Genomic DNA, 26296 nt, shown 5'->3' with positions numbered 1-26296 from the left:
GACACAGCCACGTCGGACGTCGGACTCGCGCGTGTGAAGGTCGGACTCGCCGTCTGGAGCGTCGGACTCGCCGGCGCCGCCCGCGAGTCCGACGTTCGAGACACCGAGTTCGACGCAGACGTCAGTCGGAGATGAGGTGGCTCAGGGTGGTGAGCTCGTCCGTGGTGGCGCGGTATTCGGCCAGCTGGGCGCGCCACCACGGGGTCTCGGCGAAGCCGCGTTTGAGTGTCAGCAGCTCGACCGAGGCGCTCCAGCCGACGACACCTTCGAGCTTCGCGAGCGTCGACGTGGTGAACTCGAACAGCCCCCGCGTCGAGTCGGCGATCACCTCGCACAGCAGCGAGTTCCCGTCGAGCGTGGCGCCGAGGTACCGCACCGACCGGTGCCGGGTGAGCGCCGCGGCCACCGTGTCGAGCTTCGCCGGGGCGACGCTCACCATCAGCAGCGTCTCGGCCTCCAGGCCCAGCGCCGCCGCCGGCACGATCGTCGACACCGTCGCGCAGCCGTCGGCGAGCATCCGCTCGAACCGGCGCCGCACCGTGCTTTCGTTGAGCCCCAACGCCTCCGCGACCGTCTTGAAGCTCGCCCTGCCGTCGTCGCGCAGCTGGTCGAGGATCGCCCAGTCGACTTCGTCCAGATGCTCCGGCGCGCACATCCGCGGCTCCGGCTCGGTGAACGGCGCGTCGTCGAGCAACTGCCGGCTCCACTGGTGCGACATCTTGTACACGTGCAGCACGAGATCGCTGTACCACCGCTCGATGCCGTCGACCTGTTGCAGCTCCAGCATCGTCCTCGGGTACCGGGTCGGGCCAGCGTGGACCGCGACCTCCAGCACGATGTCGTACGGGCCGGTGACCAGCGCCGCCCACCGTACCTCGTCGCGGGCCACCAATTTTTCGACCACATCGAGCTGGGTGCCGGGCTTGCAGCCGATCCGTACGACGAATGTCTCCACCGCGCCGGTGCTGCCGTACGCGGGCATCACCGCGACCCGCAGCACGCGGTCGGCGATCAGCTGCTGCACCCGCCGGGACACGGTCGGCACCGACGTGTCGCAGCGGGCGGCGATGGCGGTCCAGCTCGCGCGGCCGTCCTGTTGCAGGGCGACCACGATGCGGCGGCTGAGCTCGTCGAGCGGTTTCATACGTGCGGTGACGCCTCCGGAAGCTCGGCCAGGAACCCACGAACGGTACTGGTCCAGGCGTCGGCTTCCTCGATCTGGGGGGAGTGCCCGGACTTCTCGAACACCACCAGCCGCGAGCCGGGGATCAGCGCGGCGATCTTCTCGCTGCATTCGACCGGTGTGATCCAGTCGGTGCGCCCGACGGTGATCAGCGCCGGGCAGGTGACCGACGGCAGTTTCGCCTTGAGGTCGTAGGCCGGGAGGTTGTGCGAGAACGCGTAGTTGTGCGCCTGATACCGGTACGGGGTTTCCGCGACCTTCCGCTCAACCGCGGCCGGATCGTAGTGATAGTCGTACAGCGGCAGGATCTCGCGCCAGCAGTCACGCAGGTCGTCGTCGTCCCGCACGGCGCCCGCGAAGATGCGGTCGAGCTTCTCCCGGTCGATCTTCACGCGCGCCGACGCGAGCGCGTTCGCCAGCGCCTTCTCCTCGTGCGAGTTGTCCGGCGACGTGTCGCGCAGGACGAGTGCGCGCACCCGGTCCGGATACCGGGTCGTGTACTCCATGGCCATGAATCCACCGTAGGAGCCGCCGGCCATGATCACCTGGTCCGCGCCGATCCACTCGCGCAGCCCGTCGATGTCCGCGGCCCACTGCTCGTGGCTGAACGTGCCGTTGCCCTCGCTCTCGCCGGAACCACGCGCGTCGAACACCACGACCCGGTAGGCGTCCGCGAGCCGGCCGAAGCTCGCTTTCGGCTCCGCTCGCGAGCCCAGGCCGGGCGCGCCGTGGTGCGTGATGAGCACGGGCGCGCCCTCCGGGCCGAGTACCTCGACGGCCAGCCGGTTGCCGTTGATCTCGACGAACACTGGTTCTCCTTTGCTCAGGCGGAAATCGTGCAGTCGGCGAGACCGCGCGGGAACGAGGTGAGCGGCCGGGCGCCGGTCTCGGTGACGAGCATGCTGTCCGAAATGCGGTACCCGGCGTGCCCGCGGACGTAGATCCCCGGCTCGTTGGACACGATCATGCCGGGCTCGAGCACGGTCGGGTCGCCGTCCTCCAGCCACGGCGGTTCGTGCATGCCGAGCCCGATGCCGTGACCCTGCCGGTGGCGCAGGTACTCGCCGAACCCGGCCTGGCGGATGACTTCGAGACACGTCGCGTTCACGGCACGGCATTCCGCGCCGGGCCGGATCGCGTCACCACCGATCTCCTGCGCGAGCCGGATGGCTTCGTGGAATCGTCGCTGCTCAACGGTCGGTTCGCCGAGCACGAACGTCCGCTCGCCCTCGACGAACCGGCCGCCGACCGCGCAGCCGAGCGACAGCATGAACGTGTCCCCGGGCCGCAGCCGGTAGCCCGACGGCAGCCCGTGCGGATAGGCGGAATTCGCCCCCGCGTAGACGAGCCCGCCGGCGAGCGGTGACACCACGACGACGTCGGTGTGCTCGGCGTACATGGTGCCGGTGCCGGTCCGGGTGACGTGCGCCGCCAGCTCCGCTTCGCTCGGCAGCTCCCCGCCGGACGCGACCAGCTCCACACCCGCGGTCAGCATCACGTCGGTGATCCGCGCCGCCTCCTGGTGCAGCGCGATCTCCTCGGGTGTCTTGACATACCGGGCCACGGTCACCACATCGGTCGGCGTGAGGTCCACAGTGGACAGTGCGGCGGCCGCAGCGGCCAGGCGCTGATGGGACATCGTCAGCCCATGTCCGGCCCGCTTCCGCTTCGCGCCGACGGCGTCGGCGAGCGCGGAAAACGGCGGCACCACCCCGGGATACTCCGGATACGAGACGAGTTCGGCCGCGGCGTGCTGGGCCTCCGCGTGCTCGCGCTCCAGTTCCGGCACGAGCAGCACGCAACTATCGGCGTCGAGCCAGACCGCCACCGGCCGCTCGCACGGATGATGGAAGAACCCGGTGAGATAGGCGACGTCCTCGGGATCGTCGGTGAGCACCGCGTCGAGCCCGGCCTCGGCCGCCTTCGCCCGGACACGATCCTGGACGGCCGCGAAGAACGACGCGTCCAGTCGTTGTGAAAAACTCATACCCTGCTCCGTTTGCGGTTGCGGGCGTCGTTGTAGGTGGTGGACAGCAGGGTCGAGGCGAGGACGAGCAGGAAGATCGCCAGTGACGGGAACAGTGGCAGCCACCAGGCGGTGGACATCGCGCCCGCCTGTTGTGCCTCGTACAGGATGCGGCCCCACGACCACGCGTTCGGATCGCCGAGCCCGAGGAACGCGAGGCTTGCTGCGGTCAGCACCGCGCGCGAGGACGTGATCACCACCGACACCAGGATCAGCGGCGACACCGCGGGGATCACATGCCGCGTGATGATCCACACCGGCGAGCTCGTCATCAGCCGGGCGGCGTCCACATAGGGCAGTCGTACCACCGAAAGTGCCTGCGAGCGCACGACTCGCGTCACCTCCGGCCACGAGAAAGCGGCGATCACCAGGATGATCGTCATCGTGCTCGGCCCGACCAGCGCGGCCACCATGATCATCAGCGGCAGGATCGGCAGGGACAGGAACAGGTCGACGACCACGCTGATCACCGCGTCGATCCGGCGGAAATACGCGCCGACGACGGCGAGCAGCGTGCCGAACACGATCGCGATCAGCGACGACGCGGCGGCGACCAGCAAGCTCTGCTGGGCACCCCACACCACCTCGGCGTACACGTCGAGCCCGAGGCTGTCGGTGCCGAACCAGTGCGCGCCCGACGGGGGAGCGAGCACCACGTCGCCGTACCCGGTGGGGTAGTGGGCCAGCAGCGGCGCGGCGATCGCCATGACGACGAGCAGCACCAGCACCACGAGCGCGCTGATGCCCAGCGGTTCCCGGCGGAACGTCCGCCACGTGGTGCGCGCCGGCCGCGGTGTTTCGTCCACAGTGGACTCGGCCGTGGTCGTCTCGGGGACGACTTCGGACATGGTCATGCGGCCGCCTTCACCCGGGGATCGAGCACGCCGTAGATGATGTCGGTGATCATGTTGACCACCACGACCACCGCGGCGAGTAGCAGGAAAGCTCCTTGCAGGACAGGGAAGTCGAGCCGCACGACCGCCTCGTAGATGCCGCGCCCGATGCCCGGGTAGGCGTACACGGTCTCGATCAGGATCACCCCGCCGACCAGGTACAGGCACACCTGCAGGCCGACGAGCGTGGTGGTGGGCAGCAAAGCGTTGCGCAGCGCGTGTTTCCACAGCACCCGCCGCCCCGGCACTCCATTCGCCCGAGCCAGCGTCACGTAATCCTCGCCCAGCGCGTCGATCAGCGTCGACCGCATCGTCAGCACGTACTGGCCGAGCTGCACCAGCACGAGTGACAGGCACGGCAGCACCGCGTGCGAGATCACGCTGAGGTACCACTGTCCACCGTAGACACCCTCGCCGTACGCGCCGCCGATCGGGAACAACCCGAGCCGCAGCCCGAACACGTACAGCAGCAGGATGCCCACGCTCGGCACGAACAGCGACTGGCCGGTGACCGCGACGAGCTGGACGAACCGGTCCGCCAGGCCACCGGACTTCGCCGCCGCCAGCACCCCCAGCGGGATGCCGACGAGCACGGTGACCACGAGCGAGGACGCCACCAGCAGCAGCGTCCACGGCAGCCGTTCCAGCAGCGCGTCGGACACGCTGATGCCCTGGCTGAACGAGACGCCGAGGTTTCCCTGCACCAGCTGGCCGAGATACTTGACGTACTGCACCGGCAGCGACTGGTCCAGACCGTACTCGGCGAGGATGGCCGCCCGGGTGCCGGCGGTCATGTTCGGGCTCGCGATCGCCAGCGCCGGGTCACCCGGCAGCAGGCGCAGCAGCAGGAACGTGACCGTGACCGCGAACCAGATCGTGAGCACGCCCCGGCCGAGCCGTTTGAGCACGAACAATGCCAGTGACATCCGGGCGCTCCCCTCAGCCCGCCTTGGTCGCCGACGCGACCGAGACCGGGTTGACGATGGACAGCAGCTCACTCGGCTTGACCGCGAACCCGCTCCACGCCGACCGGTAGGCCACGTACAGGTTCTGGGTGTACATGATGTTGTCGTACACGTTGTCCCGCACCAGCTTCGCCGCGTCCCGCATGATCGGGATCTGGTCGGGCTGCTGGAAGGTCACCCGGGCCTTGTCGATCAGCGCGTTCAGCGCGGGATCGTCCACATAGGAGTAGTTGATCGCGCCGCCGGGCAGGTACGCCAGCGACATGTTGGTCGCCGGGTCGTCCATGATGGCGAAGTTGCCGGCGTAGATGTCGAAGTCGCCCTTGTCGGTCATCGCGAGATAGGTGTTGCGCTCGATGCCCTGCAACTGGATCGTGACGCCCGCCTTCGCGGCGCCGTCCTTGACGATCGTCGCCCACTGCGTCGTCACCGGGTCCTGCAGCGAGTAGATCAGCCGGAACGACAACGGGAAGTTCCCGTTCCCGTCGGGCTTGTACCCGGCCTGGGTCAGCAGCTGCCGCGACAGGTCCGGGTTGTACTCGTACTCGGTGACGGACTTGTCGTAGTAGGCCGACAGCACCGGCATCAGCTGGCTCGACCCGGTCGACACCGCCTGGCCCTGCAGCACCACCCGGCGGATCGCGTCGTAGTCCACCGCGTGCGCGAGCGCGAGGCGAACGTCCTTTTTGGCCAGATCCGGTTTCGTCATGTTGTAGGTCATGTGCGAGTACCCGAGCCCGGGGACTTCGGCGACCTTGATGTCCGGCGTGCTCTGCAACTGCTTGACCTGCGCGGGCGGCAGCGAGTTCGCGATCACGTCGACGTCGCCGTTCTTCAGCGCCAGGATCTCGGTGTTCACGTCCGGGTAGACGCGGTACACCACCTCGGCCGCCTTGCCCTTGCCGCCGGGCACCAGCGGGTAGTTGTCCACCCGCTTCATGGTGTAGCTCTGTCCACGTTGGACACTCGTGAGCACGTACGGGCCGGCGCTGACCCAGCCGCCCTTGCTGCCGTCGTTGGCGAACTTCGCCACCGACCCGGCGGGCTCGAACACGTGCTGCGGCACCACGTTGCCCCAGAAACCCACTTCGGGGATCAGCGAGGCGTCCGGGTGCGACAGCTTCACCTCGACCCGGGTGTCCGACACCGCGGTCGCCGAGTCGAAGTTCGCCAGCTGCCCGTACAGCGTGCCCGCGGGCTTGTCCTTCTTGACCGCGTTGAGCGTGTAGGCCACGTCCTTCGCCGTCAGCGGCTGCCCGTCGGACCAGGTCAGGCCCGGCTTGATCTCGTAGAACCCGGTGGTGTCGTTGACATAGCCCCACTTTTCGGCCAGCTCCGGGCCCTTCGACCCGTCGGGCTGGATCGAGAGCAGGTGCGGGTACATCAGGTTCGTGATCCAGTAGTCGCTGCGGCTGTTGCCGATCAGCGGGTTGTAGTTGACCACGTCGGTGGTGGTCGCGATGGTCAGCGTCGCGTCGCTGACAGCGCTTTCACCGGCTGGTGGCCCGCTGGGCGCGCACGCCGCGGTGAACAGCACCGCGACGGCCGCCGCGCCCGCGAGCGCGGTTCGGGGACGGAACATCAGACCCAGACCTCCTTGAGGACCCGTAACGTGTTCCCCCCGACGACCATGCGGATCTCGTCGTCGCTGTAGCCGTGGGCGACGAGCCAGCCGATGATGTTGTAGAAGCCTTCCGCGGGGTTCTCCAGGCCGTCGACGTACTCGACCTTTTCGAACTCGACCCCGCCGTGTGCCTGCCCGAGCGACAGGTTCGCCGCGAACGCGTTGTGCAGCCCCACATGGTCGCCGAACAGCGTGTCGGGCCCGAAGCTGACGTGCTCGATACCGACCAGGTCCACGCAGAAGGTGAAGTGGTCCATCACGGATTCGATCGAGTGCAGCGGGTGTGCCTTCGACAACGTGGTGTGCGGCGCGGCCTCGATCCCGATCACACCGCCGCGCTCGGCGCAGGCCTTGATCGTCTCGTCGTCCTTCATCCGGTTCGTGGGCCACACCGTGCGGGAGCCCGCGTGCGTGATGAACACCGGCGTCGTGGACTTGCGGATCACGTCGAGCCCGGTGCGGTCGCCGCTGTGCGAGATGTCGATCGCGATGCCGAGCTTGTTCATCCGCTCGACCGCGCGGTCGCCGAGGAACGTCAGCCCGCCGTCGCCGCGCTCCTTGAGCCCGCTGCCCAGCAGGTTCGCCTCGGAATAGGCGATGCCCATCTGCCGCACGCCGAACCCGTACAGCACGTCGAGCCGGTCGATCTCGTTCTCGATCGGCGTCGCCGCTTCCAGCGCGAAGATGTGCGCGACGCGCCCGGTTTCCTGGGCCAGCTCGATATCGGCGAGGCTCTCGGCCTTGAGCACGAAATCCTGGTGCGCGAGGTCGGCCATCCGCACGCCGAGATCGAACAGCACGTCCTGGTACTTCCAGCCGGCGTCGGAGCTGATGCAGCAGGTGCCGTCCATGCCGTTGTCGAACACGGCGGTCAGGCCCGAGCGCGAGAGCCCTTCGTAGCCGGTGGGCTCGCGGCCCTGCTTGATGTGCTCGCGCAGGTTACCCATGTCGTCGGGGAAGACCTGCACGTGCTCGTGCAGCGAGATCACCGTTTCTTCGGCGAGCAGCCGCCGGGTGCGCTCGGTCTGCTCGGCGGACAGCTCGAGGCCCTGATACGCCGGGACGCGGCCGATCTGCTTGGCGTAGGCGATTTCCCGGTAGTCCTTGCCGGCTTCGAGGTAGTCGTAGGCGGTGTAGCCGGTGTAGCGGGGAGCGGGATCCAACACGGACGTCTCCTTGACTCTCTCCAGCGAATGTCGCAGAGTCTCATCAATATCCGGCAATGATGTCAACTGTTTCGTTCAATCCAGGCGAGAATGATCGAAACGTGAAACATACCGGCAACACGCAGAGGTCAGGATGATGTCGTGGAAACCTTGACCCGGCCCGCGCTGCGAGTCCGCGGGCTTTCGGTGTCGTTCGGCGAGATCCCCGCCGTGCGGCACGTCGACCTGGAGGTACCGCGGGGCGAGCTGGTGGCCCTGCTCGGCGAGTCCGGTTCCGGCAAGTCGGTGACGGCACGCGCCGTCGTCGGGCTGGCCGGTGCCGGCGCGCGGGTCTCGGCCGACGAGATCCTGCTCGGCGACACGGATCTGCGGGCGGCGAGCCCGCGGGAATTCGAGACGTTGCGCGGCGCGCGCATGAGCCTGGTGCTGCAGGACGCCTTGTCGGCGCTCAATCCGGTGCTGACGATCGGCGACCAGCTCGGCGAGCTGTTCCGTGTCCACAATGGAGCGTCACGGCGGGTCGCCCGCGAACGGGCGGCCGAACTGCTCGGGCTGGTCGGCATTCCCGCGCCGCGCAGCCGGATCGGCGACTACCCGCACCAGTTCTCCGGCGGGATGCGGCAGCGGATCCTGATCGCGATGGCGATCGCGCTGGAACCGGAGCTGCTGATCGCGGACGAGCCGACCACCGCGCTCGACGTCACCGTGCAGGCGCAGATCCTGGAACTGCTGGCGTCGCTGCGGGAACAGCTCGACATGGGCGTCCTGCTGATCACCCACGACCTGGCGGTGGTGAGCGAGGTCGCGGACCGGCTCGCCGTGATGTACGCGGGCCGGATCGTCGAAGCCGGGGACGCCGGCACCGTGCTCGCGCATCCGGCGCATCCCTACACCGAAGCGCTGCTGCGATCGGTGCCGCGGCTGGCGCAGCGCGGCGGCGACCTGTTCACGATCCCCGGCTCACCACCGAATCCGAGCGTCGTGCCCGATGGCTGCCCGTTCCATCCCCGCTGCCATCGGGCCGTCGAAGTGTGCGCGACCGTGCGGCCGGAACCCCTCGCGAGCGGCGGCCGGACCGTCGCCTGCCACCAGTCGGAGGTGATGCTCGGTGTCCACAGTGGTTGAAACGGGCGTCGTGCTCGAAGCGTCGGAACTCGTGCGGAACTACCCGGCGGGCTCGATGCTGCGCCGCCGGCACGTCTCGGCGGTCGACGGGGTGAGCCTTTCCTTGCGGCGGGGGGAGGTGCTCGGCGTCGTCGGCGAGTCCGGCTGTGGAAAGTCCACGCTGGCCAGAATGCTGGTGGGACTGGAGAAACCGGACGCGGGGCGGCTGGTCTACCGCGGCCAGGACGTCACCGCGGGCCGTGCCCGGGATCGCCGCCGGCTGCGCGACGGGGTGCAGATGATCTTCCAGGATCCTTACGCCTCACTGGATCCGCGGATGACAGTGCTGGACGTCATCGCCGAACCCCTTGCCGCCACGGGAACCGGCACCCGTGCGACCCGGCGAGACCGGGTCGCGGAGCTGCTTTCGCTGGTCGGCCTGTCGACCGAGATGATGGCGCGCTACCCGCACCAGTTCTCCGGCGGCCAGCGCCAGCGGATCGGTATCGCCCGCGCCCTCGCACTGGATCCCGACGTGCTGATCTGCGACGAGCCGGTGTCCGCGCTGGACGTCTCGGTGCAGGCACAGGTGATCAACCTGCTGGCCGGGCTGCGCGCGCGGCTCGGCGTGGCGGTGGTGTTCATCGCGCACGATCTGTCCGTGGTGCGGCATCTGGCGGACCGGGTGGCCGTGATGTACCTCGGCCGGATCGCCGAACTCGGTGTCACCGCGGAGATCTACGACAACCCCGCGCACCCGTACACCCAAGCCCTGCTGTCCGCGGTGCCGTCACCGGACCGCGCGGACCGGGGACGGCTCGCCCGGCGGCGAACCCTCGCCGGCGAACCACCGTCCCCTTTGGACCCACCGGCGGGCTGCCGGTTCCACACCCGGTGCTGGCTCGCGCGGGAGGACTGCCGCACCGAAATCCCGCGGTTGCGAGAAATCGGGCACGAGGGACGGCAGAGTGCTTGTCACCACGCAGAGTTGGTTATCGGACAGAGTACCGGCTGAAGTGGCGTCCCAGAGGGCGGCCGACTAGTCCGAATGCGCTACCGAGAGTAGTTATTATCACTCGGACGAACCAACAGGGGGCTCTCGGCCGTCCTACTAGACGTGAGGAAGAGGACGCGCCGCTTCGCCTGGCATTGCATGCTCGCGCTCGCCATCACGGTGGGCGCCGGAGCGGCGTATGCCGTGACGCACCAGGGCGAAGCCGCCGCCGAGCGGGCGCAACCCGGAACGCATCCAGCCGAACCGGTCGTTGTCAAGGACCAGCCGAGCACTTTCGCGCCGTCGACCACCACGACGCCACCCCGGCCGAACGTCATCCTGCCCTTCAACGCCAAGCTCACCTCGCAGAGCATCCCGGTCCCGGGCGGCGGGGTCCGCAGCGGCGGCTGCAGCGGCTCGCTGATCGATCCCCTCTGGGTCATCACGGCCGGGCACTGCTTCCACGACGTCAACGGGGTCCGCGTCGGCGGCTCGCCGCCGTACGACATGACCGTGGTGATCGGCAAGAACAAGGACAGCGATCCGGGTGGCACCACGGTGCACGTCGTCGACGTGCGCCAATCGCCGGTCAACGATCTCGCGGTGGTGAAGCTCAGCGCGCCGGTCACCGGGATCGTCCCGCTGACGATCGTGGAGACCAGGCCGCCGAAGGGCCAGCGCGTCGACTTCGCCGGCTGGGGCTCGGTGTCGGCCACCGTCGTCGCCCCGTCCGACCACATGAAGCGGGGCACGTTCACCATCTCGAAGGTCGACCAGTACACGCTCGACGCGGTGCCGGTCGTGGCCCGCACCGTAGAGAACAGCCCGTGTCACGACGATTCGGGCGCGCCGTTCTTCACCACGGACGACAACGTGACCGGCCGGCTGATCGCGATCGAGGACTCCGGGCCGGAATGCCCGCAGCCGGGAACCGAGACGCTGGCGCGGGTCGATGCCGTGGCGGACTGGATCCACCAGCAGCTCAGAAGCTGACCTGCTCGGTCGTCCACGCGGCGGCTTGCTCGCTCAGCGACAGGCCGAGCCCGGGCCGGCCGGGCACCAGCATCCGCCCGTCCCGCACTTCGAGCCGTTCCTCGAACAATGGTTCGAGCCAGTCGAAATGCTCGACCCAGGTCGTGCCCGGGTAGGCCGCGGCGAGGTGCAGATGCAGTTCCATCGCGAAATGCGGGGCGAGTGACAGTCCATTGTGGTCGGCCAGCGCCATGATCCGCAGGAACGGCGTGATCCCGCCGACGCGGGGAGCGTCGGGCTGCACGAAATCCGAAGCGCCCTGGCGGATCAGGTTCCAGTGCTCGGCGGCGCTGGTGAGCATCTCGCCGGTCGCGATCGGGGTGTCGAGCGCTGCGGCGAGCGCGGCATGGCCTGCTGCATCGTAGGCGTCGAGCGGCTCCTCGATCCAGGTCAGCTCGAACTGTTCGAGCTTGCGGCCCAGCCGCAGCGCGGTCGGCCGGTCCCACTGCTGGTTCGCGTCGACCATCAGCGGGACCTCGTCGCCGAGATGCGCGCGCACGACCGCGACCCGCTCCAGGTCGGCCTTGGCATCGGGCTGGCCCACCTTGATCTTGATACCGCCGATGCCGCTTTCCAGTGCGGCGTCGGCGTTCTTCAGGATCTCTTCCAGCGGTGCCGAGAGGAACCCGCCGGAGGTGTTGTAGCAGCTGACCGCGTCGCGGTGCGCGCCGAGGAGCTTGGCCAGCGGCAGGTCCGCGCGGCGGGCCTTGAGATCCCACAGCGCGACGTCGAACGCCGCGATCGCCTGGGTGGCGAGCCCGCTGCGGCCGACCGACGCGCCCGCCCACGCCAGCTTGTCCCACAGGCGCGCGATGTCGCTCGGGTCCTCGCCGAGCAGGTTCGGCGCGATCTCCTTGGCGTGCGCGAAAAGCCCGGGCCCGCCGGCGCGTTTCGCATAGCTGAAGCCGAGTCCCTCGCGACCGCCCTCGCTGTGCACGCGGGCGAACAGGATGGCGACCTCGGTCAGCGGTTTCTGGCGCCCGGTAAGGACTTTCGCGTCGCTGACCGGGGTGGCCAGCGGTAGGCGGACGAGGGAGAGGGACAGTCCGCTGATCCGGTCGGGCATCGTGCTCCTCGGCGTTGACTTGTGACCGCCGTCATACTAACCTGAAACAGGTTCGCATCCATGAACCGGTCCATGCAAGAGGTATGAGTTCGTATATGTGAATAGCGAGCTCACTGGCGAGAAAACGGACTGAAGCCGATGGCGCTGCCCGGGCTGGATGGCCTGCTCGCGTTTCCCCTCACCCCGTTCACCGAGGACCTCGCCCTGAACCTCGACGGCTTCCGGGAGAACGTGGACGGCCACGTCGCCGCCGGCGCCGGCGCGCTGTTCGTCGCGTGCGGCACCGGGGAGTTCAGCTCGCTCGCACCGGACGAGCACGCCGCGGTCCTGCGCACGGCACGCGAAGTCGTCGCCGGCCGGGTCCCGGTCTGGGTGGGTGCCGGTGGGGGAGCGGCGGCGGCCCGGCTGGGGGTGGCCGCCGCCGAGGCCGGCGGCGCCGACGGGGTGCTGCTCATGCCGCCGTACCTGGTTTCCGGCCCGCCGGGCGGATTGCTGGACTACGTGCGCTTCGCGATCGGCGACACGTCGATCCCGGTGATCGTCTACCACCGCTCGCCGGGCGTGTTCACCGCCGCGACCGCACTGTCCTTGGTAGACATCCCGTCGGTGGCCGGGCTCAAGGACGGCTTCGGGGACGTGGACCTGATGACCCGGATCGTCACCACGATTCGCGCGGCCTCACCGGATTTCCTGTTCTTCAACGGCTTGCCGACCGCGGAGGTGTCGGCGCGGGCGTACTCGGCGATCGGCGTCGCGCGGTACTCCTCGGCCGTGCACTGCTTCGCGCCGGAGATCGCCCACCGCTTCCACCGCGCGCTCGGCGAGAACGACCACGCCGTGATGGACGCCCTGCTCGAAGGCTTCTACCTGCCGCTCGTGGCACTGCGCGACGAGACACCCGGCTTCGCGGTGTCGCTGGTGAAGGCCGCGGCCCGGTTGCGTGGCACCAAGGCCGGTCCGGTCCGGCCACCGCTCGCGGAGCCCTCACCCGCGCAACTCGACCGGCTGGCGAACATCGTCGACCACGGCCTCACGGTGCTCGGCGGCCTCGATCCCCATCGGTAGCTCCCCGCACGACAGAGAAAGGCGACTCGGCAATGACGCGGACAGCGCCCCCACGGCGGACCATCGGCAGAACCACGCTGTACTTCTTCGGAGCGCTAGGCGGCATCCTGTTCGGCTACGACCTCGGGGTGATCTCCGGGGTCCTGCCGTTCATCGGCAAGGTCTGGTCGTTGTCGGCCTGGGACAAGGGAATCATCACCGCCAGCATCTCGGTCGGCGCGGTGATCGGGGCGATCTTCTCGCCCCGGGTCAACGAGTGGCTCGGCCGCCGCCGCACGATCATGATCGCCGCGGTGATCGTGGTGATCGGCACCCTCGGCGCCACGTTCGCGCCGACCTTCGAGCTCCTCGTGCTCGCGCGGCTGGTGATTGGCGTCGGCATCGGGTTCTCCTCGTCCACCGTGCCGACCTACCTTTCGGAGCTGGCGCCGGCGAGGCTGCGCGGCGCGATGGGCGCGCTCAACCAGATCTTCATCGTGCTCGGCATCCTGATCGCGTTCCTGGTCAGCTACGGGCTCGGGTCCTCGTCGAACTGGCGGGCGATGTTCGCCGGCGCGATCGTGCCGGCGGTGATCCTGTTCTTCGGGCTGATCGCGCTGCCGGAAACCCCGCGGTGGCTGCTCAAGAACGGCCGCGAGGACGAAGCGCGGTCGGTGCTGATCGCCTCGCACGGCACCGCCGACGTCGACGGGGAACTCGGCAACATCCGCGAGGTCGTCCGGCTCGACACCATGCGGAAGGGGCGGATCCGCGACCTGTGGGCGCCGTGGGTGCGGCCGATGCTGATCGTCGCGCTGCTGCTCGCGATCGGCCAGCAGTTCAGCGGCGTCAACGCGGTGAACGCCTACTTCCCGACGATGCTGATCAGCCTCGGCTTCGCCACCCAGGCCGCGCTGCTGTCCGGCGTGCTGCTGGGCGTGACGAAGTTCCTGTTCACCGCGTGGGTGGTGTTCGTCGTCGACCGGTGGGGCCGCAAACCGTTGCTGCTGATCGGCAACGTGATCATGGTGCTGACCCTCGTCGCCGCCGGGCTCACCGTGCTGACGGTGCACGACACCGGCACGCTCGGCGTGCTGATGCTGATCACGATGGTGCTCTACCTGGTCGGTTACGAACTCGGCTGGGGCGCCGTGGTGTGGGTGATGATGGCCGAGGTGTTCCCGCTGCGCGAGCGCGCGGCCGGGATGGGTGTCGCGAGCGTCGTGCTGTGGGCGGCGACCGGTGTGGTGACCGCGGTGTTCCCGATCATGTCCGACCCGAAGAACCTCGGCATCGGCGGCTCGATGTTCGTCTTCGCCGCGATCAACGTCGTGCTGTTCGTGCTCACCAAGTGGCTCGTGCCGGAGACGAAGGGGCGCAGCCTCGAACAGATCGAGCTGGACCTGCGCGCCCGCACCTTGCTGCGCAGCGCGAAGGTCTGACGGCGCGGGGCCTTACAGCCGGTCGGTGGCGTCCGGCCGGTGCAGGGTGTCCAGCGCGCGGCGGTACGCGTCCTCGCTGATCTCGCCGCGCGCGAACCGCTCCGCGAGCAGCTGCTCCGGCGTCGGGCGCGGACCGAAGTGCCGCGGCCCGCGGCGCAGATACCGGGTCAGTACCACGATTCCGATGATCACCACCAGCCAGAACAGCAGGGGCGTCAGCCCGAATCCCCAGCCGCCGAAACCGTGCCCGTGCCAGAACATGTCCGCGTTCCTCTCGTCAGGTGCTGCGTGCGGTGCCGATGATGTGCGCGACCGGCGGGTGCAGGGCCTGTGGCCGGAACCCGAACCGGTCGGCGTCGACGGTGAAACCCGCGCGGCGCAGCGCGTTCCCGGTGTCCCGGTTGGGATGGCAGCCACCGGCGACTCGGGTCCACAGCGGGGTGACGAGGTCCTCCAGCGCGCCGAACACCGGGTTGCCGCTGCGGATGTGCTCGTAGAAGCGCAGTTCCCCGCCCGGGCGCAGCACCCGCCGCGCCTCGGCCAGCGCGGTGGCCGGGTCAGGAACCGAACACAGCACGAGCGAGTACACGGCGGCGTCGAACTCGCCGTCCGCGCCGGGCAGGTGATCGGCTTCGCCGCCGACCACGTGGACCGGCACCCGCGCCTGGCGTGCGGCGTGCTCGGCATGGCGGCGCAGCAAGGGATCGGGTTCGACGGCCAGCACTTCGGCGACCGACACCGGATAGTGCGCGAAGTTCCGGCCGTTGCCCGCGCCGACTTCGATCACCCGGCCGGACAGGCCCGCGAGCATCCGTGCCCGGTGCTCGGCGCCGCCGCGCCGGTCGGACACCTCGCTCAGCCGTATGTAGGCTTCCGCGAACCCCACACCGTCAGCGTGCCGGACAGCCCCGGTGCGGGCATCAGGGAGATCCCCTGATTCGCGCGGCGGTGACCTTCGGCTCTGGCCGCGCGGCGCGCCATTCGCCACGGTGGTCTGCATGAAGTTCACTGAACTTGCGACAACCGTACGAGACGCGATCTCCGTTCGCCGCGTGTTCGCCGATCCCATCGAGCGCGACGGGGTGGTGCTGGTTCCCGCGGCCGTCGTGTCCGGCGGCGCCGGTGGCGGCAACGGGCAGGACGAGAAGGGCCAGGAAGGCGAAGGCGGCGGTTTCGGAGTCGGTGCCCGCCCGGTCGGCGCGTACCTGATCAACGGCGACCGGGTGGGCTGGCTGCCCGCGGTGGACGTGAACCGCCTCGTGATGACGGTCGGCGTGGTGGCGATCGCCTACCTGGTCACGCGCGCCCAGATCGTCCGGGCGCGCGCGAAGGTCCTGCGGTCCGCCGACTAACCGTCCTTTGTGGACTGGATCCGGTTTCCTGAGCGGCGGAGCCGCTCGCCGTGGGCCGTCACCTCGCACCGCCTCAGGTTCCGCTGCCCGCACCGCTACGCAAGCCAATTCACAACACTCTCTAAGGGTCGCGGCCCTGCCAGGTGGTGACGCAGGCTTCGTTGCCCTCGGCGTCGGCCAGCACCCAGAACGCGGGCGCCTCGGCGTCCGAGCGCAGGGTGCCGCCGGCGTCGAGCGCTGCCCGGATGCGCTCCGTTGCTTCGTCGTGCGGCACCGAGATGTCGAGGTGGATGCGGTTGCGCTGCGGGCGCGGCGCGTCCATCTGCTGGAACCATACAGCCGGGCCCCGGCCGTGCGGATCGAGCAGCGCACCACCCGGCGTCTCGTCCACGTAACCGAGTGCCGACTTCCAGAACGGCCGGATCGCCGGGATGTCGAGCGCGTCGATCGCGATCTCCAGCAGCTGCACCGGGCCGGGCTCGGTGACCAGGCCGGACTCGCGCACGGCCGCCGAGATCCGGGCGGCCAGCCCGACACCGCCGGCGGTCCTGGCTTCGGGCAGGGTCAGGACCACGCGGTCCGGCCGGAGATCCGCCCAGAGCATTCCGTCGTCCTCGAGCCGGGCCACCAGCCGCGCACCCTCGGCGAGCGACGGCACGCGCACCGTGCTGCACAGGGCGCCCAGGACCAGGCGCCAGCCGAGGTCACCGACAGCGTCGGATGTCTGTTGCCGGGTCAGCTCTGTCATGGGTCAGGCCGCCGCGGCGCGCCGGTTCAGCACGAGCCGGGTCACGCCCAGCACCACGACGAGCGCGGTGGTCCCCACGATCGCCGGGAAATGCGCAATCACCGGCCGCGCGGTGGCGAGCAGCTGCACCGTCGTGTCGGGGTCGCGCGGGGTGAAGGCCAGCACCACGACCAGGATCGCGATGATCGGCACCAGCGGTGTGGACAGCATCACCAGCAGCACGCCCCGGCGGCGCACCGTGAGCACCGTGGTCACGCAGCCGAGCACGAACACCGTCGACACGAGCAGCCCGATGCCACCGTAGAGCCGCAGATCCAGCCAGCCCGCCGCGATCGACAGGGCGAGTGTCGCGACCAGCGCCGCCGTCGCGGGCAGCCCACCTCGGTCGAGGTCACGTGCCGTCGTCGGGTCGGCTGTCATGCTGGTCCTCTCAGCCCGGTGCGGATCCCCGATTCTCCCGGGCCGGGCCCGGTGCTGTCGAGCCCGGGGGCGCTTTTCCGCCGCATGTCCATAATGGACCGGCCGAGCCCGGGCACGGCCGCGAGGCGTCGACCAGCCGCGATGCCGATCCGGCTTCGCGCGCGGCCGCGCCGCTGGACAGTCCGCTGGTTGCCCGCACCGAGCGTCATGGCCAGGCCGTGCGCTACTCCGTGGACGGCCGGTCTTCACGCCCGGGCGGGAACAGAACAAGGTCCCCGGCGTGCATATGGCGGCGACGCGATGGCCGGGAGCGGTCGCACCCGCCGGGCTGGACGGCTGCCGTGCGCCGGCGGCCGGCCTTCACCGGTGTGCGGGTACCCGAGCAGGCGGCCGCCGAGACGCCGGTCAGGTGAACTGTTGCAGGCCGATCACCGACAGCAGTTGCAGGGCGTCGTGCGCCGGCGTGCCGGGTTCGGCGGTCAGCAGCACCACATGCTGGTCGCGTTCGGGGATGACGAGGATGTCGCAGGTCAGCTCGATCCGGCCGAGCTGCGGGTGGTCGATGGTCTTGAGCAGGTGCCGCCGGTCGGAGACCTCGCCGCTGGGCCACAGCGCCGCGAACTCGGGGCTGTGGCGCAGGAGGTCACGGATGAGCCCCTGGGTCGCGGGGTCGTCGGGGTAGCGCGCGGCGGCGGCCCGCAGGTGTCCGGCGGCGAACTGGCCGAAGTCACCGTCGCCCGTCATGCCGTAGTGCCCGCGGACGGGGTCCAGGAAATACCGTCGGATCATGTTGCGCTCCCGGCGTGGCTGCGCCGAGAAGTCCTCCAGCAGCGCGGCCGCGAGCGGGTTCCACGCCAGGATGTCGTACTTCGCGTCGAGCACGAGCGCCGCGGTGTGCGGCAGCCGCTCGATGAGATCCAGGATCCGGTCCGGCACGTCGGGGGAGGGCCCCGGCGGTTCGGCCTGCTGGCCGCCGAGCGTGTACAGGAGGTCCCGTTCGGCGTCGTTCAGGCGCAGCGCCCGGCCGAGCGCGGCCAGCACATGCCGCGACGGTTGCGGCCCGCGGGCCTGCTCCAGCCGGGTGTAGTACTGCGTCGAGATGTGCGCCAGCTGAGCCACTTCCTCACGGCGCAGGCCCGGTGTGCGGCGGGGCCCCGCCGCCGGCAGCCCCACCGTCGCCGGGGTCAGCCGCTCGCGGTGCAGCCGCAGGAACCGGCCGAGCTCGTGTTTGTCCACTCATCCAGGATGACCCAGGCCCGGCGGTTCAGCCAGGTATCGCCAGGGCCTGCCACCGGACACCCGCTCCGCCGCACGCTGGGGTCATGACACAGAACAACGGAATCCTGTCCGGCAAGATCGCGCTGGTCACCGGGGCCAGCCGTGGGATCGGGGCCGCCGCGGCTCGCGTGTTCGCCCGCGAAGGTGCGACGGTTGTCCTGGCCGCCCGCACCGAAAACGCCCTGAAAGCCGTCGCCGAGGACATCCCCGGCGCGTCCTACGTGGTCACCGATCTCGCGGACCTGACCAGTATCGAGCACGCCGTGCAGACGGTCGTCGAGCGGCACGGGCGGCTCGACGTCGCGTTCAACAACGCCGGGGTCAACGGTCCGCCGCACCCCATCGCGGATTTCCCCGAGGACGACTTCGACCGCATCATGCGGGTCAACCTCAAGGGCGTCTTCTACGCCGTGTCGGCCGAGGTGAAGGCCATGACCGAAGGCGGCGCGATCGTCAACACCAGCAGCGTGGGCAGCCTGCACGCCAACCCGGCCCTGCCGGCGTACGGGGCGGCCAAACGCGGCGTCAACAGCCTCACCGAATCGGCGGCCGTGACATACGCGCCGGCCGGGATCCGGGTCAACGCGATCGCCCCGGGCCTGGTGCTCACCGAGATGGTCGAGGAGTGGAACGACCACGACCCGGGCGTGATCGACCGCATCACCGGGGGCATCCCGCTCGGCCGGCCCGGCGCACCGGAGGAGATCGGCGAGGCGGCCGCGTGGCTGCTCAGCGACCGCGCGTCGTTCGTGACGGGCGTGGTACTGCCGGTCACCGGCGGCGCGGCGGTCTGAGGGGTCAGCGAGGCCGGTACGCGGCGAGGAAGACGCGGACCCCGGCGTCGGCCGAGCGCTCGAGATCGGCCTTCGCCACCGGTTCCGGCTGCCCGTAGAACAACGCCTTGTCCAGCAGCCGGCCCAGGACCAGGAACGCGAAGTGCTCGGCGGCGACGGAGGCGTCGTCGACCTTCAGCACGCCGCGCCCGGCCAGCTGCGCGAAGCAGTCCGCCAGCCGGTTGAGCGTGCGTTCGGGGGCCCGTTCGTAGTAGGCGCGGCTGAGCGCGGGCAGCCGCCGGGCCTCGCTGATGACCAGCCGCCGAAGCTGCACCACCCGCGGCTGCAGGACCGCCGCGACATAGCCGCGGGCCAGCTCGCCGAGTTCCTTCTCGACGTCTTCGGTCTCGGTGAGCGCTTGGATCTCCGTCGCGAACGGCTCGGCGACGTCGGCGAGCGTGCCGAGCACGATGTCGCTGAACAGCTTTTCCTTGTCCACGAAGTGCTTGTAGACCGTCTGCTTGGACACCGCGGCCGCCGCGGCGACCTCGTCCATGCTCGTGTCCGTGTAGCCCTTGCTCAGGAAGAGCGCGGTGGCGGCCCCGACGATCGCCTGGCGCTTGCGGCCCGACCGGCTCGTGTCCTCGGGCATCGAGGCCTCCCAACGAATAGTACTGGACGGTCTAGTACTCGAAATAGTACCGTGCTGGCAACACTCGTTGGGAGGGGACCATGACAACTGTGACTTCCCGCGATGGCACGGCCATCGCGTACGAAAGATCCGGCGCGGGACCGGCCGTCGTCCTGGTGGACGGCGCGTTGTGCTACCGGGCGTCCGGCCCGAGCCGGCCACTCGCGGAACAGCTGAAGAGCGACTTCACCGTCTACACCTACGACCGCCGGGGCCGCGGCGAGAGCGGCAACACCTTGCCGTACGCCGTCGAGCGCGAAGTCGAAGACCTCGAAGCCGTCATCGAAGAGGCCGGTGGCACCGCTTACGTGTACGGGATTTCCTCGGGCGCGGGGCTCGCGCTCGAGGCGGCGTCGCGGATCCCCGGCATCACCAAACTGGCCGTGTACGAACCGCCGTTCATCGTCGACGACAGCCGTGAGCCGCTGCCGGAGGGCAATCCCGCCCGGGTCGAGGCGGCGGTGGCCGCGGGACGGCGCACCGAGGCGGTCAAGATGTTCATGCGGCAGGTCGGGGTGCCGGGCTTCATGCTCGCCGTGATGCCGGTGTTTCCCGTGTGGGCCAAGCTGAAAGGCGTCGCGCACACGATCCCGTACGACCTCACGATCATGGACGAGGGGCAGCACGGCCACCCGCTGCCCGCCGGGAAGTACGAGTCGGTCAAGATCCCGGCGCTGGCCGCCGCGGGCGGCAAGAGTCCACAGTGGATGCTCAACTCCGTGCGGGCGGTGGCGGCCGCGCTGCCCGATTCCCGGCACCAGGTGCTGCCTGGCCAGAACCACATGGTGAAACCGCAGGCGATCGCGCCCGTGCTGACCCGGTTCCTGCGGGAGGAGCCGTGAGATTCACCGCCGAACTGCAACAGAACGGCAAGACCGCGACCGGGATCCCGGTGCCCGACGACGTCGTCGCCGCGCTCGGCGGCAAGCGCCCGGCGGTACGCGTCACGATCAACGGGTACGGCTACCGCAGCAGCGTCGGATCGATGGGCGGGCAGTTCATGCTGCCCGTCAGTGCCGAACACCGCAAAGGCGCCGGGATCGCCGCCGGCGACCAGGTGGACGTCGAACTGGAACTCGACACCGAACCGCGTGAGGTGACCGTGCCGCCCGATCTCGCCGAAGCGCTCGCCGCGGACGAGACGGCCGGGAAGTTCTTCGAATCCCTGTCCTACAGCCACAAGCGCGCCTACACGTTGTGGATCGAAGACGCGAAGAAGCCCGAAACGCGGCAGCGGCGGATCACCCAGGCGGCCGGGATGCTGCGCGAGGGCCGCCGCCGGAGCTAGGCGGCTGCGCGGCTAGGCGGTGAAGCCACCGTCCACCGGGAGCACGGCACCGCTGATGTGACTCGCGCGGTCGCTCAGCAGCCAGGCGGCGGCATTGCCCACCTCGGCCGGCGTGCCGGCCTTGCGCAGCGGGACGGCGTTGATCCGGCGCTCGACAGCTGCCGGATCGTCCAGCCGCCACTGCTTCAGCATCGGAGATTCGGTGGGGCCGGGGGCGAGCACGTTGACCCGGATGCCGAGCGGTCCGAAGTCGTGCGCCGCGGTGCGGGTCAGGCCGATGACAGCGTGCTTCGACGCCTGGTACGCGCCGAGCCCCGTGCTGCCGCGGATCCCGCCGATGCTGCTCGTGTTGACGATCGAACCGCCGTCCATCGCGCGGACCTCCTCGCGCAGGCACAGCCAGGTTCCCTTGACGTTCACCGCCATCAGCCGGTCGAAGTCCACTTCGGACACTTCGTCCAGGCGGCCGTACTGGTTGATGCCCGCGTTGTTGAACGCGCCGTCGAGCCGGCCGAACCGGGCGACCGTGTCGCCGACGAACCGCGCGACATCGGCCGCGACGCTGACATCGCCGGCGGTGTAGGCGACGTCGTGCCCATCCCCGGCGAGCTTCTCGGTGAGCGCCGCGAGCGTGTCCGCCGAACGCGCGGCCAGCATGACCGAAGCGCCTTCCTCGGCGAAGATCCGCGCGGCATCCGCCCCGATCCCGGTGCTGGCACCGACGACGAGCACGACTTTGCCGGCAAGTAGCCCGGATGCGTTGTCGGACAAGGGTTTTCCTCTCAGTTGCGGGTGTTCGCGGCGCCCTTGAGGGCCAGCATCCGCCGGACGTCGTCCGGGGTCGCGAGCGGCCGGCCCAGGTCGGCGAGGATCTCCCGGATCTTGCCCACCTGTTGCGCGTTGCTCTTCGCCAGCTCGCCCCGGCCGATGTAGAGGCCGTCCTCCAGCCCGACCCGCACGTGTCCGCCCAGCCAGGCGCTGTGCGTGCAGAACAACATCTGGTTGCGCCCGCCGGCGAACGCGGAGAAGTGGTACTCGTCGCCGAACAGCTTGTCCGCGATCGTCACCATGTGCGTGAGGTTGGCGTGGTCGGCGCCGATCCCGCCGAGCACCCCGAAAACGCCCTGGATGAGGAACGGCGGCTTGGCGAGCCCGCGCTCGGCGAAATGGGCGAGCGTGTACAGGTGCCCGATGTCGTAGCACTCGTACTCGAACCTCGTGCCGCCCCGCTCGCCCAGCTCGCGCAAGGCGTACTCGATCTGGTCGAACGAGTTGATGAACGGGTGGCTGTAAGTGTTCTCCAGATACGGCTTCTCCCACGCGTGCTTCCAGTGGGTCACCTTGTCCGCGATACCGGAGAAGACGAAGTTCATCGACCCCATGTTGAGCGACGCCAGCTCGGGGCTGAACCGGGTCGCCGCGGCGAGCCGCTCCTCGATCGTCATCGACGACGCCCCGCCGGTCGTGATGTTGATGACCGCGTCGCACTGTTCGGCGATCGGCGGGATGATCTCCTCGAAGACGGCCGGTTCGAAGGCCGGGCGGCCGTCGGGATGCCGGGCGTGCAGGTGGATGACGGCGGCCCCGGCCTCCGCCGCGGCCAGCGACTCCGCGACGATTTCCTGGGGGCTCAACGGAAGATGGTCGCTCTGCGACGGCACGTGGACCGAGCCGGTCACGGCGGTACTGATGATCACGCGATCGGCGGCGATCACGGGCTCCTCCATCATGTCCGGATGACGAAATCGAAGTTCAACATACGGACAATGGAGGGGGCCTGTCTACCAGGTTCAGCGTTCGAACCGCCACCGGGTGCCGCCGTGCGGCTCGGCGGTGGCGACACCGACCACGGTGTGGAAGGTGAAGCGGTAGACGAACCAGGGCGGCGGCCCGGCGCTCGGGGCACTGAACGGCGCGGTCAGCCCACCGTTGCCGACCTCGGCCGGCCAGCCGCCATCGCGGTATCCGGCGGCGACCTGTTCGAGGGTCGCCGGATCGGTTTCCCGCTCCGCGGACCCGTCGAGCACGAGGTCGATCCCCGGCAGCCGCACGGAGATCGTGCAGCGCGGGTTGACCGCCAGATCGCGGGCCTTGCGGGCGTCGGGGTTGCTGGTGAAGAACAGGGAGCCGTCACGCCATTGCGCGCCGACCCCGGCGGCGTGCGGTGTGCCGTCCGGCCGGCAGGTGCCGAGGAACCACGTGACGTCGGCCGTCGGGTCGCCGGCCAGCGCGTCGTGGGCTCGGCTCCACTCGAGTGCGGGGGAGCCGTAGCGGTCCAGGTTCTTGGTTTCGGAAGGTGTCGGATCAGTCATGACCGGACAGACCACCGGCGGTCCCCGAACTCATCGGTCAGCCGGGCTCACTCCCGCCATGGCCAGCCGGAACAGCCGGTCTGCCTGGGCGGCGGGGTCGGGGTAGTGCTCGGTGGTCAGTGCGATGCCGACGATCAGCGCGATCAGGTCCGCGACCGTGACGCCTTTCGCCACCGCGCCATCCTGGGCGGCGCGGCGCAGCAGGGGGCTGCCCGCCTCTTCGAGTGCCGCCGAGCACTGGTTCTCGCGCGCCGGGTCGGGCCCGGTGCCGTCGTAGGCCAGCGCGGGTGCCAGGCCCCGGGCGGAGACGCAGTAGGTCACGACCTCCCCCAGCCATTCCAGGAGCGCGCTCCGGCTGTCCCCCTGGCCGTCCAGTTCGCGGGCGCGCCCGCACAGGGCGTCGATCCGTTTGCGGGAGACGGCCTCCAGCAGGGCGCGGCGGGTGGGGAAGTGCCGGCGCACGGTCGCCGAGCCGACGCCCGCCGTGCGGGCGATCTGTTCCAGCGAGGCGCCGGCGCCGTGGACGGCGACCTCCTCCTCGGCCACGGCGAGGATCAGTGCGTAGTTGCGCCGGGCGTCCGCGCGGTGGTGCTCGGGCATGACATGACCTCCAGGTTTGCCAAGTGGCGGGCCCCGCCATATTCTACCGGCAGAGAAACGGCGGGACCCGCCATTTACGAACCGGAGGAGCAGCATGTCCACAGCGTCCGCACCCGTCCTGGTCATCGGGGCCACCGGCAGGCAGGGCGGCGCCACCGCCCGCGCCCTGCTCGCGGCGGGCGTTCCCGTCCGGGCCCTGGTACGCGACCCGGGCACCGACCGGGCGAAAGCCGTCGAGGCGCTCGGCGCCGAACTGGTCACCGGCGATCTGGACGACCGCGATTCCGTGATCCGGGCCGCCAAGGGTGCCCGCGCCGTGTTCTCGGTGCAGATGCCCGCCCTGACCGCGGACGGCTTCGACTTCGACGGGGAGGTGACCCAGGGCATCAACGCCATCGAGGCCGCGCTCGCCGCCGGGGTGCCGCAGTTCGTGCACACCTCGGTCTCCGGCGCCGGCCAGCACACCGGGTTTCCCGGCTTCGCGGAAGGCCACTGGCCCGCGGCGGAGCGCACCCTGGGCGCCAAGAGCGTGATCCAGGACCGGCTCCGCGCGGCCGGCTTCCCGCACTGGACGCTGCTCAAGCCCGGCTTCTTCATGGACAACTTCCGCCCGGCCATGCGGTTCCTGTTCCCGCGCGGCGTCGAGGGCGGCCTCGTGACCATCCTGAACCCCGACACCGGGCTTTCCCTGGTCGCAGTGGACGACATCGGCAGCGCGGCGGCCGCCGCCATCACCGCGCCGGAGAAGTTCGACGGGGTCGAGCTGGAGCTGGCGAGCGACTACCTGTCGATGACCGAGATCGCCGAGGTCCTCGCCCGCGCCCTGGGCACGCGCCTGTCCGCGCCGGACATGACCGAGGAGCAGGCCCTGGCCGCCGGGATGACGGGGATGGGTGCCACGCACGCGTGGATGAACCAGGCCGGCCAGCTGGCCCGCCCGCAGGACGCGAGTGATCTCGGCATCCCGCTCACCAGCTTCGACACCTGGGCACAGGAACACCTGCGGCCCGCGGCCTGACCGGCGGCGCGGTCAGCCGGCGCACTCCGGCATCCGGTGCGGGAACCCGATCCGCAGCAGGCCCGCCGCTCCCGCGGCCGCGAGCACGATCAGCGCGCCCAGCACGAGCGCCTGGTGGTAGCCGTGCCGCAGCAGCGGCGCGGCGACCAGCGGTCCGAGGATCTGGCCGAGGGAGTAGCCCGCCGTCAGCAGGGCGACCGCACGCGGCACCCGGAGGTGTGTGCCGGCCGCGAGCGCGAGGTTGCTGACGCCGAGGAACGTGGCGCCGAACAGGAACGCCGCGATCAGGGCGGCCGTGGCACCACCGGCCAGCGCGGGCAGCGCGATGCCCGCCGCCTGCGCCAGCAGCGCCGCCAGTAGCAGGTCCGGCCGGGTCCAGCGCCGTCCGAGCCGGGCCCACAGCACCGACGAGGGCACGGCGGCCAGGCCGACCAGGATCCACGCGGCGCCGCCGAGCCAGCCGGGCGAGCTCTGCCCGATGGCGGCGACCAGGAACGTGCCGGCGATGATGTAGCCGATGCCTTCGAGGGTGTAGCTGGCGAACAGCGTGCCGAACCAGCGGTGGGTGCGCGGCCGGATCGCTTGCGCCGCAACGGCTTCTGGGGTGGCTTCGGGACGCAGCCGCCAGGCGAGGGAGGCGAACGCGGCGCACAGCACCGCCGTCGCCCACCAGGCCAGGCGCCAGTCGCCGATGGTCCGGACCAGGAGCACGAGGACGCCGGACAGCGCGATTCCGCCGCCGACCCCGCTGAAACTCCAGCCCGGCAGGTGATCGCGCAGGTGGCTGAGGATCGAGCCGACGGCGAACACGAAGATCGCGCCGCTGGCGAAACCGGCGAGCAGGCGCAGCGCGGACCAGCCGGAAACGCTGGTGGTGAACGGCATCGCGGCGAGGGTCGCGGTCAGCAGGACCAGCGAACCACGGTGCACCAGCGCCGAGCGGCCCAGCGCGGGCGCGACCATGCCGACCAGCGCGCCGGCGAGGTTGCCGGCGTAGTTCGCGGTGGCCAGCGTCGCCCCCGCCGCGGGAGCCAGCCCGGCCTGCGCGGTCATCAGCGGAAGGATCGGGGTGTAGACGAACCGTCCGATGCCCATCGCGGCCGCGAGTGCCGCGGCGCCCCGCACGGCGTGCCACCGGCCGGACCGGAGTTCCTTGTCCGGTAACGAGATCATGTGTCCAGCGAAACCGGGCGCGCGCACCGCGTCCACGACCTGTCGCCGACCGCTGGTAAGCGCCGCTTCGCGTCGCAGGTAGGGCGGACACGAGCAGCCGGGGG

29 protein-coding genes are annotated in these 26296 nt (G+C 70.1%); 10 read left to right on the top strand and 19 right to left on the bottom strand.

All coding sequences use genetic code 11. From position 1 onward, the window contains the following. Positions 1-121: 121 nt before the first annotated feature. From LOZ83_RS14550 to LOZ83_RS14520, 7 genes are read right to left on the bottom strand one after another with little or no spacing between them, the layout of a single operon-like run. Entirely contained in the window at positions 122-1144 is a 1023-nt protein-coding gene (locus tag LOZ83_RS14550) for an Lrp/AsnC family transcriptional regulator (RefSeq protein ID WP_236791109.1), read from the bottom strand. Further along, positions 1141-1992, bottom strand: coding sequence for an alpha/beta fold hydrolase (locus LOZ83_RS14545; protein WP_236791108.1), 852 nt, complete (start codon positions 1990-1992; stop codon positions 1141-1143). Before LOZ83_RS14545 ends, LOZ83_RS14550 begins: the two co-directional genes overlap by 4 nt. 14 nt (positions 1993-2006) lie before the next feature. After that, positions 2007-3170: a Xaa-Pro peptidase family protein gene (locus LOZ83_RS14540; RefSeq protein ID WP_236791106.1), complete on the bottom strand. Its 1164-nt coding sequence runs from the start codon at positions 3168-3170 to the stop codon at positions 2007-2009. After that, on the bottom strand, positions 3167-4063 hold the full coding sequence (locus LOZ83_RS14535; RefSeq protein WP_236791104.1) for an ABC transporter permease: 897 nt from the start codon (positions 4061-4063) through the stop codon (positions 3167-3169). Before LOZ83_RS14535 ends, LOZ83_RS14540 begins: the two co-directional genes overlap by 4 nt. After that, positions 4060-5028 carry an ABC transporter permease gene (locus tag LOZ83_RS14530; RefSeq protein ID WP_236791102.1) on the bottom strand — a complete coding sequence of 323 codons (969 nt, stop codon included), beginning with the start codon at positions 5026-5028 and terminating at the stop codon, positions 4060-4062. Before LOZ83_RS14530 ends, LOZ83_RS14535 begins: the two co-directional genes overlap by 4 nt. Before the next feature lie 13 nt (positions 5029-5041). Beyond that, entirely contained in the window at positions 5042-6649 is a 1608-nt protein-coding gene (locus LOZ83_RS14525) for an ABC transporter substrate-binding protein (protein ID WP_236791101.1), read from the bottom strand. Continuing rightward, positions 6649-7857, bottom strand: coding sequence for a dipeptidase (locus LOZ83_RS14520; protein ID WP_236791099.1), 1209 nt, complete (start codon positions 7855-7857; stop codon positions 6649-6651). Before LOZ83_RS14520 ends, LOZ83_RS14525 begins: the two co-directional genes overlap by 1 nt. A 141-nt stretch (positions 7858-7998) precedes the next feature. Here LOZ83_RS14520 and LOZ83_RS14515 point away from each other — a divergent pair, with 141 nt between their 5' ends. The 3 genes from LOZ83_RS14515 to LOZ83_RS14505 all read left to right on the top strand — a co-directional run bounded on the left by LOZ83_RS14515 (position 7999) and on the right by LOZ83_RS14505 (position 10948). Further along, entirely contained in the window at positions 7999-8982 is a 984-nt protein-coding gene (locus tag LOZ83_RS14515; RefSeq protein WP_236791097.1) for an ABC transporter ATP-binding protein, read from the top strand. Continuing rightward, positions 8966-9976, top strand: coding sequence for a dipeptide ABC transporter ATP-binding protein (locus tag LOZ83_RS14510; protein WP_308190215.1), 1011 nt, complete (start codon positions 8966-8968; stop codon positions 9974-9976). Before LOZ83_RS14515 ends, LOZ83_RS14510 begins: the two co-directional genes overlap by 17 nt. A 102-nt stretch (positions 9977-10078) precedes the next feature. After that, on the top strand, positions 10079-10948 hold the full coding sequence (locus tag LOZ83_RS14505; protein WP_236791096.1) for a trypsin-like serine protease: 870 nt from the start codon (positions 10079-10081) through the stop codon (positions 10946-10948). Here LOZ83_RS14505 and LOZ83_RS14500 read toward each other — a convergent pair. Then, entirely contained in the window at positions 10938-12053 is a 1116-nt protein-coding gene (locus LOZ83_RS14500) for a mandelate racemase/muconate lactonizing enzyme family protein (RefSeq protein ID WP_236791094.1), read from the bottom strand. The two genes, LOZ83_RS14505 and LOZ83_RS14500, sit on opposite strands and share 11 nt — an antisense overlap. 138 nt (positions 12054-12191) lie before the next feature. On the opposite strand from LOZ83_RS14500, the gene LOZ83_RS14495 reads away from it, so the two are divergent. Together LOZ83_RS14495 and LOZ83_RS14490 are read left to right on the top strand one after the other, a co-directional pair. Continuing rightward, a complete protein-coding gene (locus tag LOZ83_RS14495; protein ID WP_236791093.1) occupies positions 12192-13118 on the top strand; it encodes a 5-dehydro-4-deoxyglucarate dehydratase in 927 nt (308 codons plus the stop codon). Positions 13119-13150: 32 nt separating this feature from the next. Continuing rightward, positions 13151-14539: a sugar porter family MFS transporter gene (locus LOZ83_RS14490; protein WP_236791092.1), complete on the top strand. Its 1389-nt coding sequence runs from the start codon at positions 13151-13153 to the stop codon at positions 14537-14539. A 12-nt stretch (positions 14540-14551) separates the two neighbouring features. Here LOZ83_RS14490 and LOZ83_RS14485 read toward each other — a convergent pair whose 3' ends face one another. Continuing rightward, complete coding sequence (locus LOZ83_RS14485) at positions 14552-14800, bottom strand: SHOCT domain-containing protein (protein ID WP_236791090.1); 249 nt, start codon at positions 14798-14800, stop codon at positions 14552-14554. Positions 14801-14816: 16 nt separating this feature from the next. Continuing rightward, entirely contained in the window at positions 14817-15425 is a 609-nt protein-coding gene (locus LOZ83_RS14480; protein ID WP_236791089.1) for a class I SAM-dependent methyltransferase, read from the bottom strand. A 112-nt stretch (positions 15426-15537) separates the two neighbouring features. Between LOZ83_RS14480 and LOZ83_RS14475 the strand changes: the two genes are divergently transcribed. Further along, complete coding sequence (locus LOZ83_RS14475) at positions 15538-15891, top strand: spore germination protein GerW family protein (protein WP_236791088.1); 354 nt, start codon at positions 15538-15540, stop codon at positions 15889-15891. Between the two features lie 121 nt (positions 15892-16012). Here the strand turns inward: LOZ83_RS14475 and LOZ83_RS14470 are convergent, their stop codons facing one another. The 3 genes from LOZ83_RS14470 to LOZ83_RS14460 all read right to left on the bottom strand — a co-directional run bounded on the left by LOZ83_RS14470 (position 16013) and on the right by LOZ83_RS14460 (position 18295). After that, positions 16013-16639 carry a VOC family protein gene (locus LOZ83_RS14470; protein WP_236791087.1) on the bottom strand — a complete coding sequence of 209 codons (627 nt, stop codon included), beginning with the start codon at positions 16637-16639 and terminating at the stop codon, positions 16013-16015. Positions 16640-16642: 3 nt separating this feature from the next. Next, positions 16643-17059, bottom strand: a complete 417-nt coding sequence (locus tag LOZ83_RS14465; protein ID WP_236791086.1) for a DUF6542 domain-containing protein — start codon at positions 17057-17059, stop codon at positions 16643-16645. 405 nt (positions 17060-17464) lie between these two features. Next, positions 17465-18295, bottom strand: a complete 831-nt coding sequence (locus tag LOZ83_RS14460) for a helix-turn-helix transcriptional regulator (protein WP_236791085.1) — start codon at positions 18293-18295, stop codon at positions 17465-17467. An 86-nt stretch (positions 18296-18381) separates the two neighbouring features. Here LOZ83_RS14460 and LOZ83_RS14455 point away from each other — a divergent pair, with 86 nt between their 5' ends. Then, complete coding sequence (locus LOZ83_RS14455) at positions 18382-19131, top strand: SDR family NAD(P)-dependent oxidoreductase (RefSeq protein ID WP_236791084.1); 750 nt, start codon at positions 18382-18384, stop codon at positions 19129-19131. A 4-nt stretch (positions 19132-19135) separates the two neighbouring features. On the opposite strand, the gene LOZ83_RS14450 is transcribed toward LOZ83_RS14455, so the two are convergent. Next, positions 19136-19762 (bottom strand): TetR/AcrR family transcriptional regulator, encoded by a 627-nt coding sequence (locus tag LOZ83_RS14450; protein ID WP_236791082.1) that lies wholly within the window; start codon positions 19760-19762, stop codon positions 19136-19138. A gap of 80 nt (positions 19763-19842) precedes the next feature. Here LOZ83_RS14450 and LOZ83_RS14445 point away from each other — a divergent pair, with 80 nt between their 5' ends. Together LOZ83_RS14445 and LOZ83_RS14440 are read left to right on the top strand one after the other, a co-directional pair. Beyond that, positions 19843-20643, top strand: coding sequence for an alpha/beta fold hydrolase (locus LOZ83_RS14445; protein ID WP_236791081.1), 801 nt, complete (start codon positions 19843-19845; stop codon positions 20641-20643). Then, complete coding sequence (locus LOZ83_RS14440; protein WP_236791080.1) at positions 20640-21089, top strand: YdeI/OmpD-associated family protein; 450 nt, start codon at positions 20640-20642, stop codon at positions 21087-21089. Before LOZ83_RS14445 ends, LOZ83_RS14440 begins: the two co-directional genes overlap by 4 nt. Positions 21090-21101: 12 nt before the next feature. Here the strand turns inward: LOZ83_RS14440 and LOZ83_RS14435 are convergent, their stop codons facing one another. From LOZ83_RS14435 to LOZ83_RS14420, 4 genes are read right to left on the bottom strand one after another with little or no spacing between them, the layout of a single operon-like run. Continuing rightward, positions 21102-21860, bottom strand: coding sequence for an SDR family NAD(P)-dependent oxidoreductase (locus LOZ83_RS14435; RefSeq protein WP_236791079.1), 759 nt, complete (start codon positions 21858-21860; stop codon positions 21102-21104). A gap of 11 nt (positions 21861-21871) precedes the next feature. Next, positions 21872-22819, bottom strand: coding sequence for a 3-keto-5-aminohexanoate cleavage protein (locus tag LOZ83_RS14430; RefSeq protein WP_236791077.1), 948 nt, complete (start codon positions 22817-22819; stop codon positions 21872-21874). Between the two features lie 60 nt (positions 22820-22879). Then, entirely contained in the window at positions 22880-23401 is a 522-nt protein-coding gene (locus LOZ83_RS14425; RefSeq protein WP_236791075.1) for a pyridoxamine 5'-phosphate oxidase family protein, read from the bottom strand. 30 nt (positions 23402-23431) lie between these two features. Continuing rightward, positions 23432-24001 (bottom strand): TetR/AcrR family transcriptional regulator, encoded by a 570-nt coding sequence (locus LOZ83_RS14420; RefSeq protein ID WP_236791073.1) that lies wholly within the window; start codon positions 23999-24001, stop codon positions 23432-23434. 94 nt (positions 24002-24095) lie between these two features. Between LOZ83_RS14420 and LOZ83_RS14415 the strand changes: the two genes are divergently transcribed. Further along, positions 24096-25019, top strand: a complete 924-nt coding sequence (locus LOZ83_RS14415; RefSeq protein ID WP_236791071.1) for an NmrA/HSCARG family protein — start codon at positions 24096-24098, stop codon at positions 25017-25019. A 12-nt stretch (positions 25020-25031) separates the two neighbouring features. Here the strand turns inward: LOZ83_RS14415 and LOZ83_RS14410 are convergent, their stop codons facing one another. Then, on the bottom strand, positions 25032-26192 hold the full coding sequence (locus LOZ83_RS14410; protein WP_236791070.1) for a YbfB/YjiJ family MFS transporter: 1161 nt from the start codon (positions 26190-26192) through the stop codon (positions 25032-25034). Positions 26193-26296: the final 104 nt, after the last annotated feature.

It is taken from the genome of Amycolatopsis sp. GM8 (assembly GCF_021653975.1).
Taxonomy (GTDB): Bacteria; Actinomycetota; Actinomycetes; order Mycobacteriales; family Pseudonocardiaceae; genus Amycolatopsis_E.
Note: the sequence above shows the minus strand (reverse complement) of the source record. Positions and strands in the feature narration are given on the sequence as shown.

Bases quoted from the DNA above. Each gene is read 5' to 3' on its own strand.
- LOZ83_RS14550 (WP_236791109.1), bottom strand. From the start codon at position 1,144: ATGAAACCGCTCGACGAGCTCAGCCGCCGCATCGTGGTCGCCCTGCAA.
- LOZ83_RS14540 (WP_236791106.1), bottom strand. From the start codon at position 3,170: ATGAGTTTTTCACAACGACTGGACGCGTCGTTCTTCGCGGCCGTCCAG.
- LOZ83_RS14535 (WP_236791104.1), bottom strand. From the start codon at position 4,063: ATGACCATGTCCGAAGTCGTCCCCGAGACGACCACGGCCGAGTCCACT.
- LOZ83_RS14530 (WP_236791102.1), bottom strand. From the start codon at position 5,028: ATGTCACTGGCATTGTTCGTGCTCAAACGGCTCGGCCGGGGCGTGCTC.
- LOZ83_RS14525 (WP_236791101.1), bottom strand. From the start codon at position 6,649: ATGTTCCGTCCCCGAACCGCGCTCGCGGGCGCGGCGGCCGTCGCGGTG.
- LOZ83_RS14500 (WP_236791094.1), bottom strand. From the start codon at position 12,053: ATGCCCGACCGGATCAGCGGACTGTCCCTCTCCCTCGTCCGCCTACCG.
- LOZ83_RS14495 (WP_236791093.1), top strand. From the start codon at position 12,192: ATGGCGCTGCCCGGGCTGGATGGCCTGCTCGCGTTTCCCCTCACCCCG.
- LOZ83_RS14490 (WP_236791092.1), top strand. From the start codon at position 13,151: ATGACGCGGACAGCGCCCCCACGGCGGACCATCGGCAGAACCACGCTG.
- LOZ83_RS14485 (WP_236791090.1), bottom strand. From the start codon at position 14,800: ATGTTCTGGCACGGGCACGGTTTCGGCGGCTGGGGATTCGGGCTGACG.
- LOZ83_RS14475 (WP_236791088.1), top strand. From the start codon at position 15,538: ATGAAGTTCACTGAACTTGCGACAACCGTACGAGACGCGATCTCCGTT.
- LOZ83_RS14470 (WP_236791087.1), bottom strand. From the start codon at position 16,639: ATGACAGAGCTGACCCGGCAACAGACATCCGACGCTGTCGGTGACCTC.
- LOZ83_RS14465 (WP_236791086.1), bottom strand. From the start codon at position 17,059: ATGACAGCCGACCCGACGACGGCACGTGACCTCGACCGAGGTGGGCTG.
- LOZ83_RS14455 (WP_236791084.1), top strand. From the start codon at position 18,382: ATGACACAGAACAACGGAATCCTGTCCGGCAAGATCGCGCTGGTCACC.
- LOZ83_RS14450 (WP_236791082.1), bottom strand. From the start codon at position 19,762: ATGCCCGAGGACACGAGCCGGTCGGGCCGCAAGCGCCAGGCGATCGTC.
- LOZ83_RS14445 (WP_236791081.1), top strand. From the start codon at position 19,843: ATGACAACTGTGACTTCCCGCGATGGCACGGCCATCGCGTACGAAAGA.
- LOZ83_RS14430 (WP_236791077.1), bottom strand. From the start codon at position 22,819: ATGATGGAGGAGCCCGTGATCGCCGCCGATCGCGTGATCATCAGTACC.
- LOZ83_RS14425 (WP_236791075.1), bottom strand. From the start codon at position 23,401: ATGACTGATCCGACACCTTCCGAAACCAAGAACCTGGACCGCTACGGC.
- LOZ83_RS14420 (WP_236791073.1), bottom strand. From the start codon at position 24,001: ATGCCCGAGCACCACCGCGCGGACGCCCGGCGCAACTACGCACTGATC.
- LOZ83_RS14415 (WP_236791071.1), top strand. From the start codon at position 24,096: ATGTCCACAGCGTCCGCACCCGTCCTGGTCATCGGGGCCACCGGCAGG.
- LOZ83_RS14410 (WP_236791070.1), bottom strand. From the start codon at position 26,192: ATGATCTCGTTACCGGACAAGGAACTCCGGTCCGGCCGGTGGCACGCC.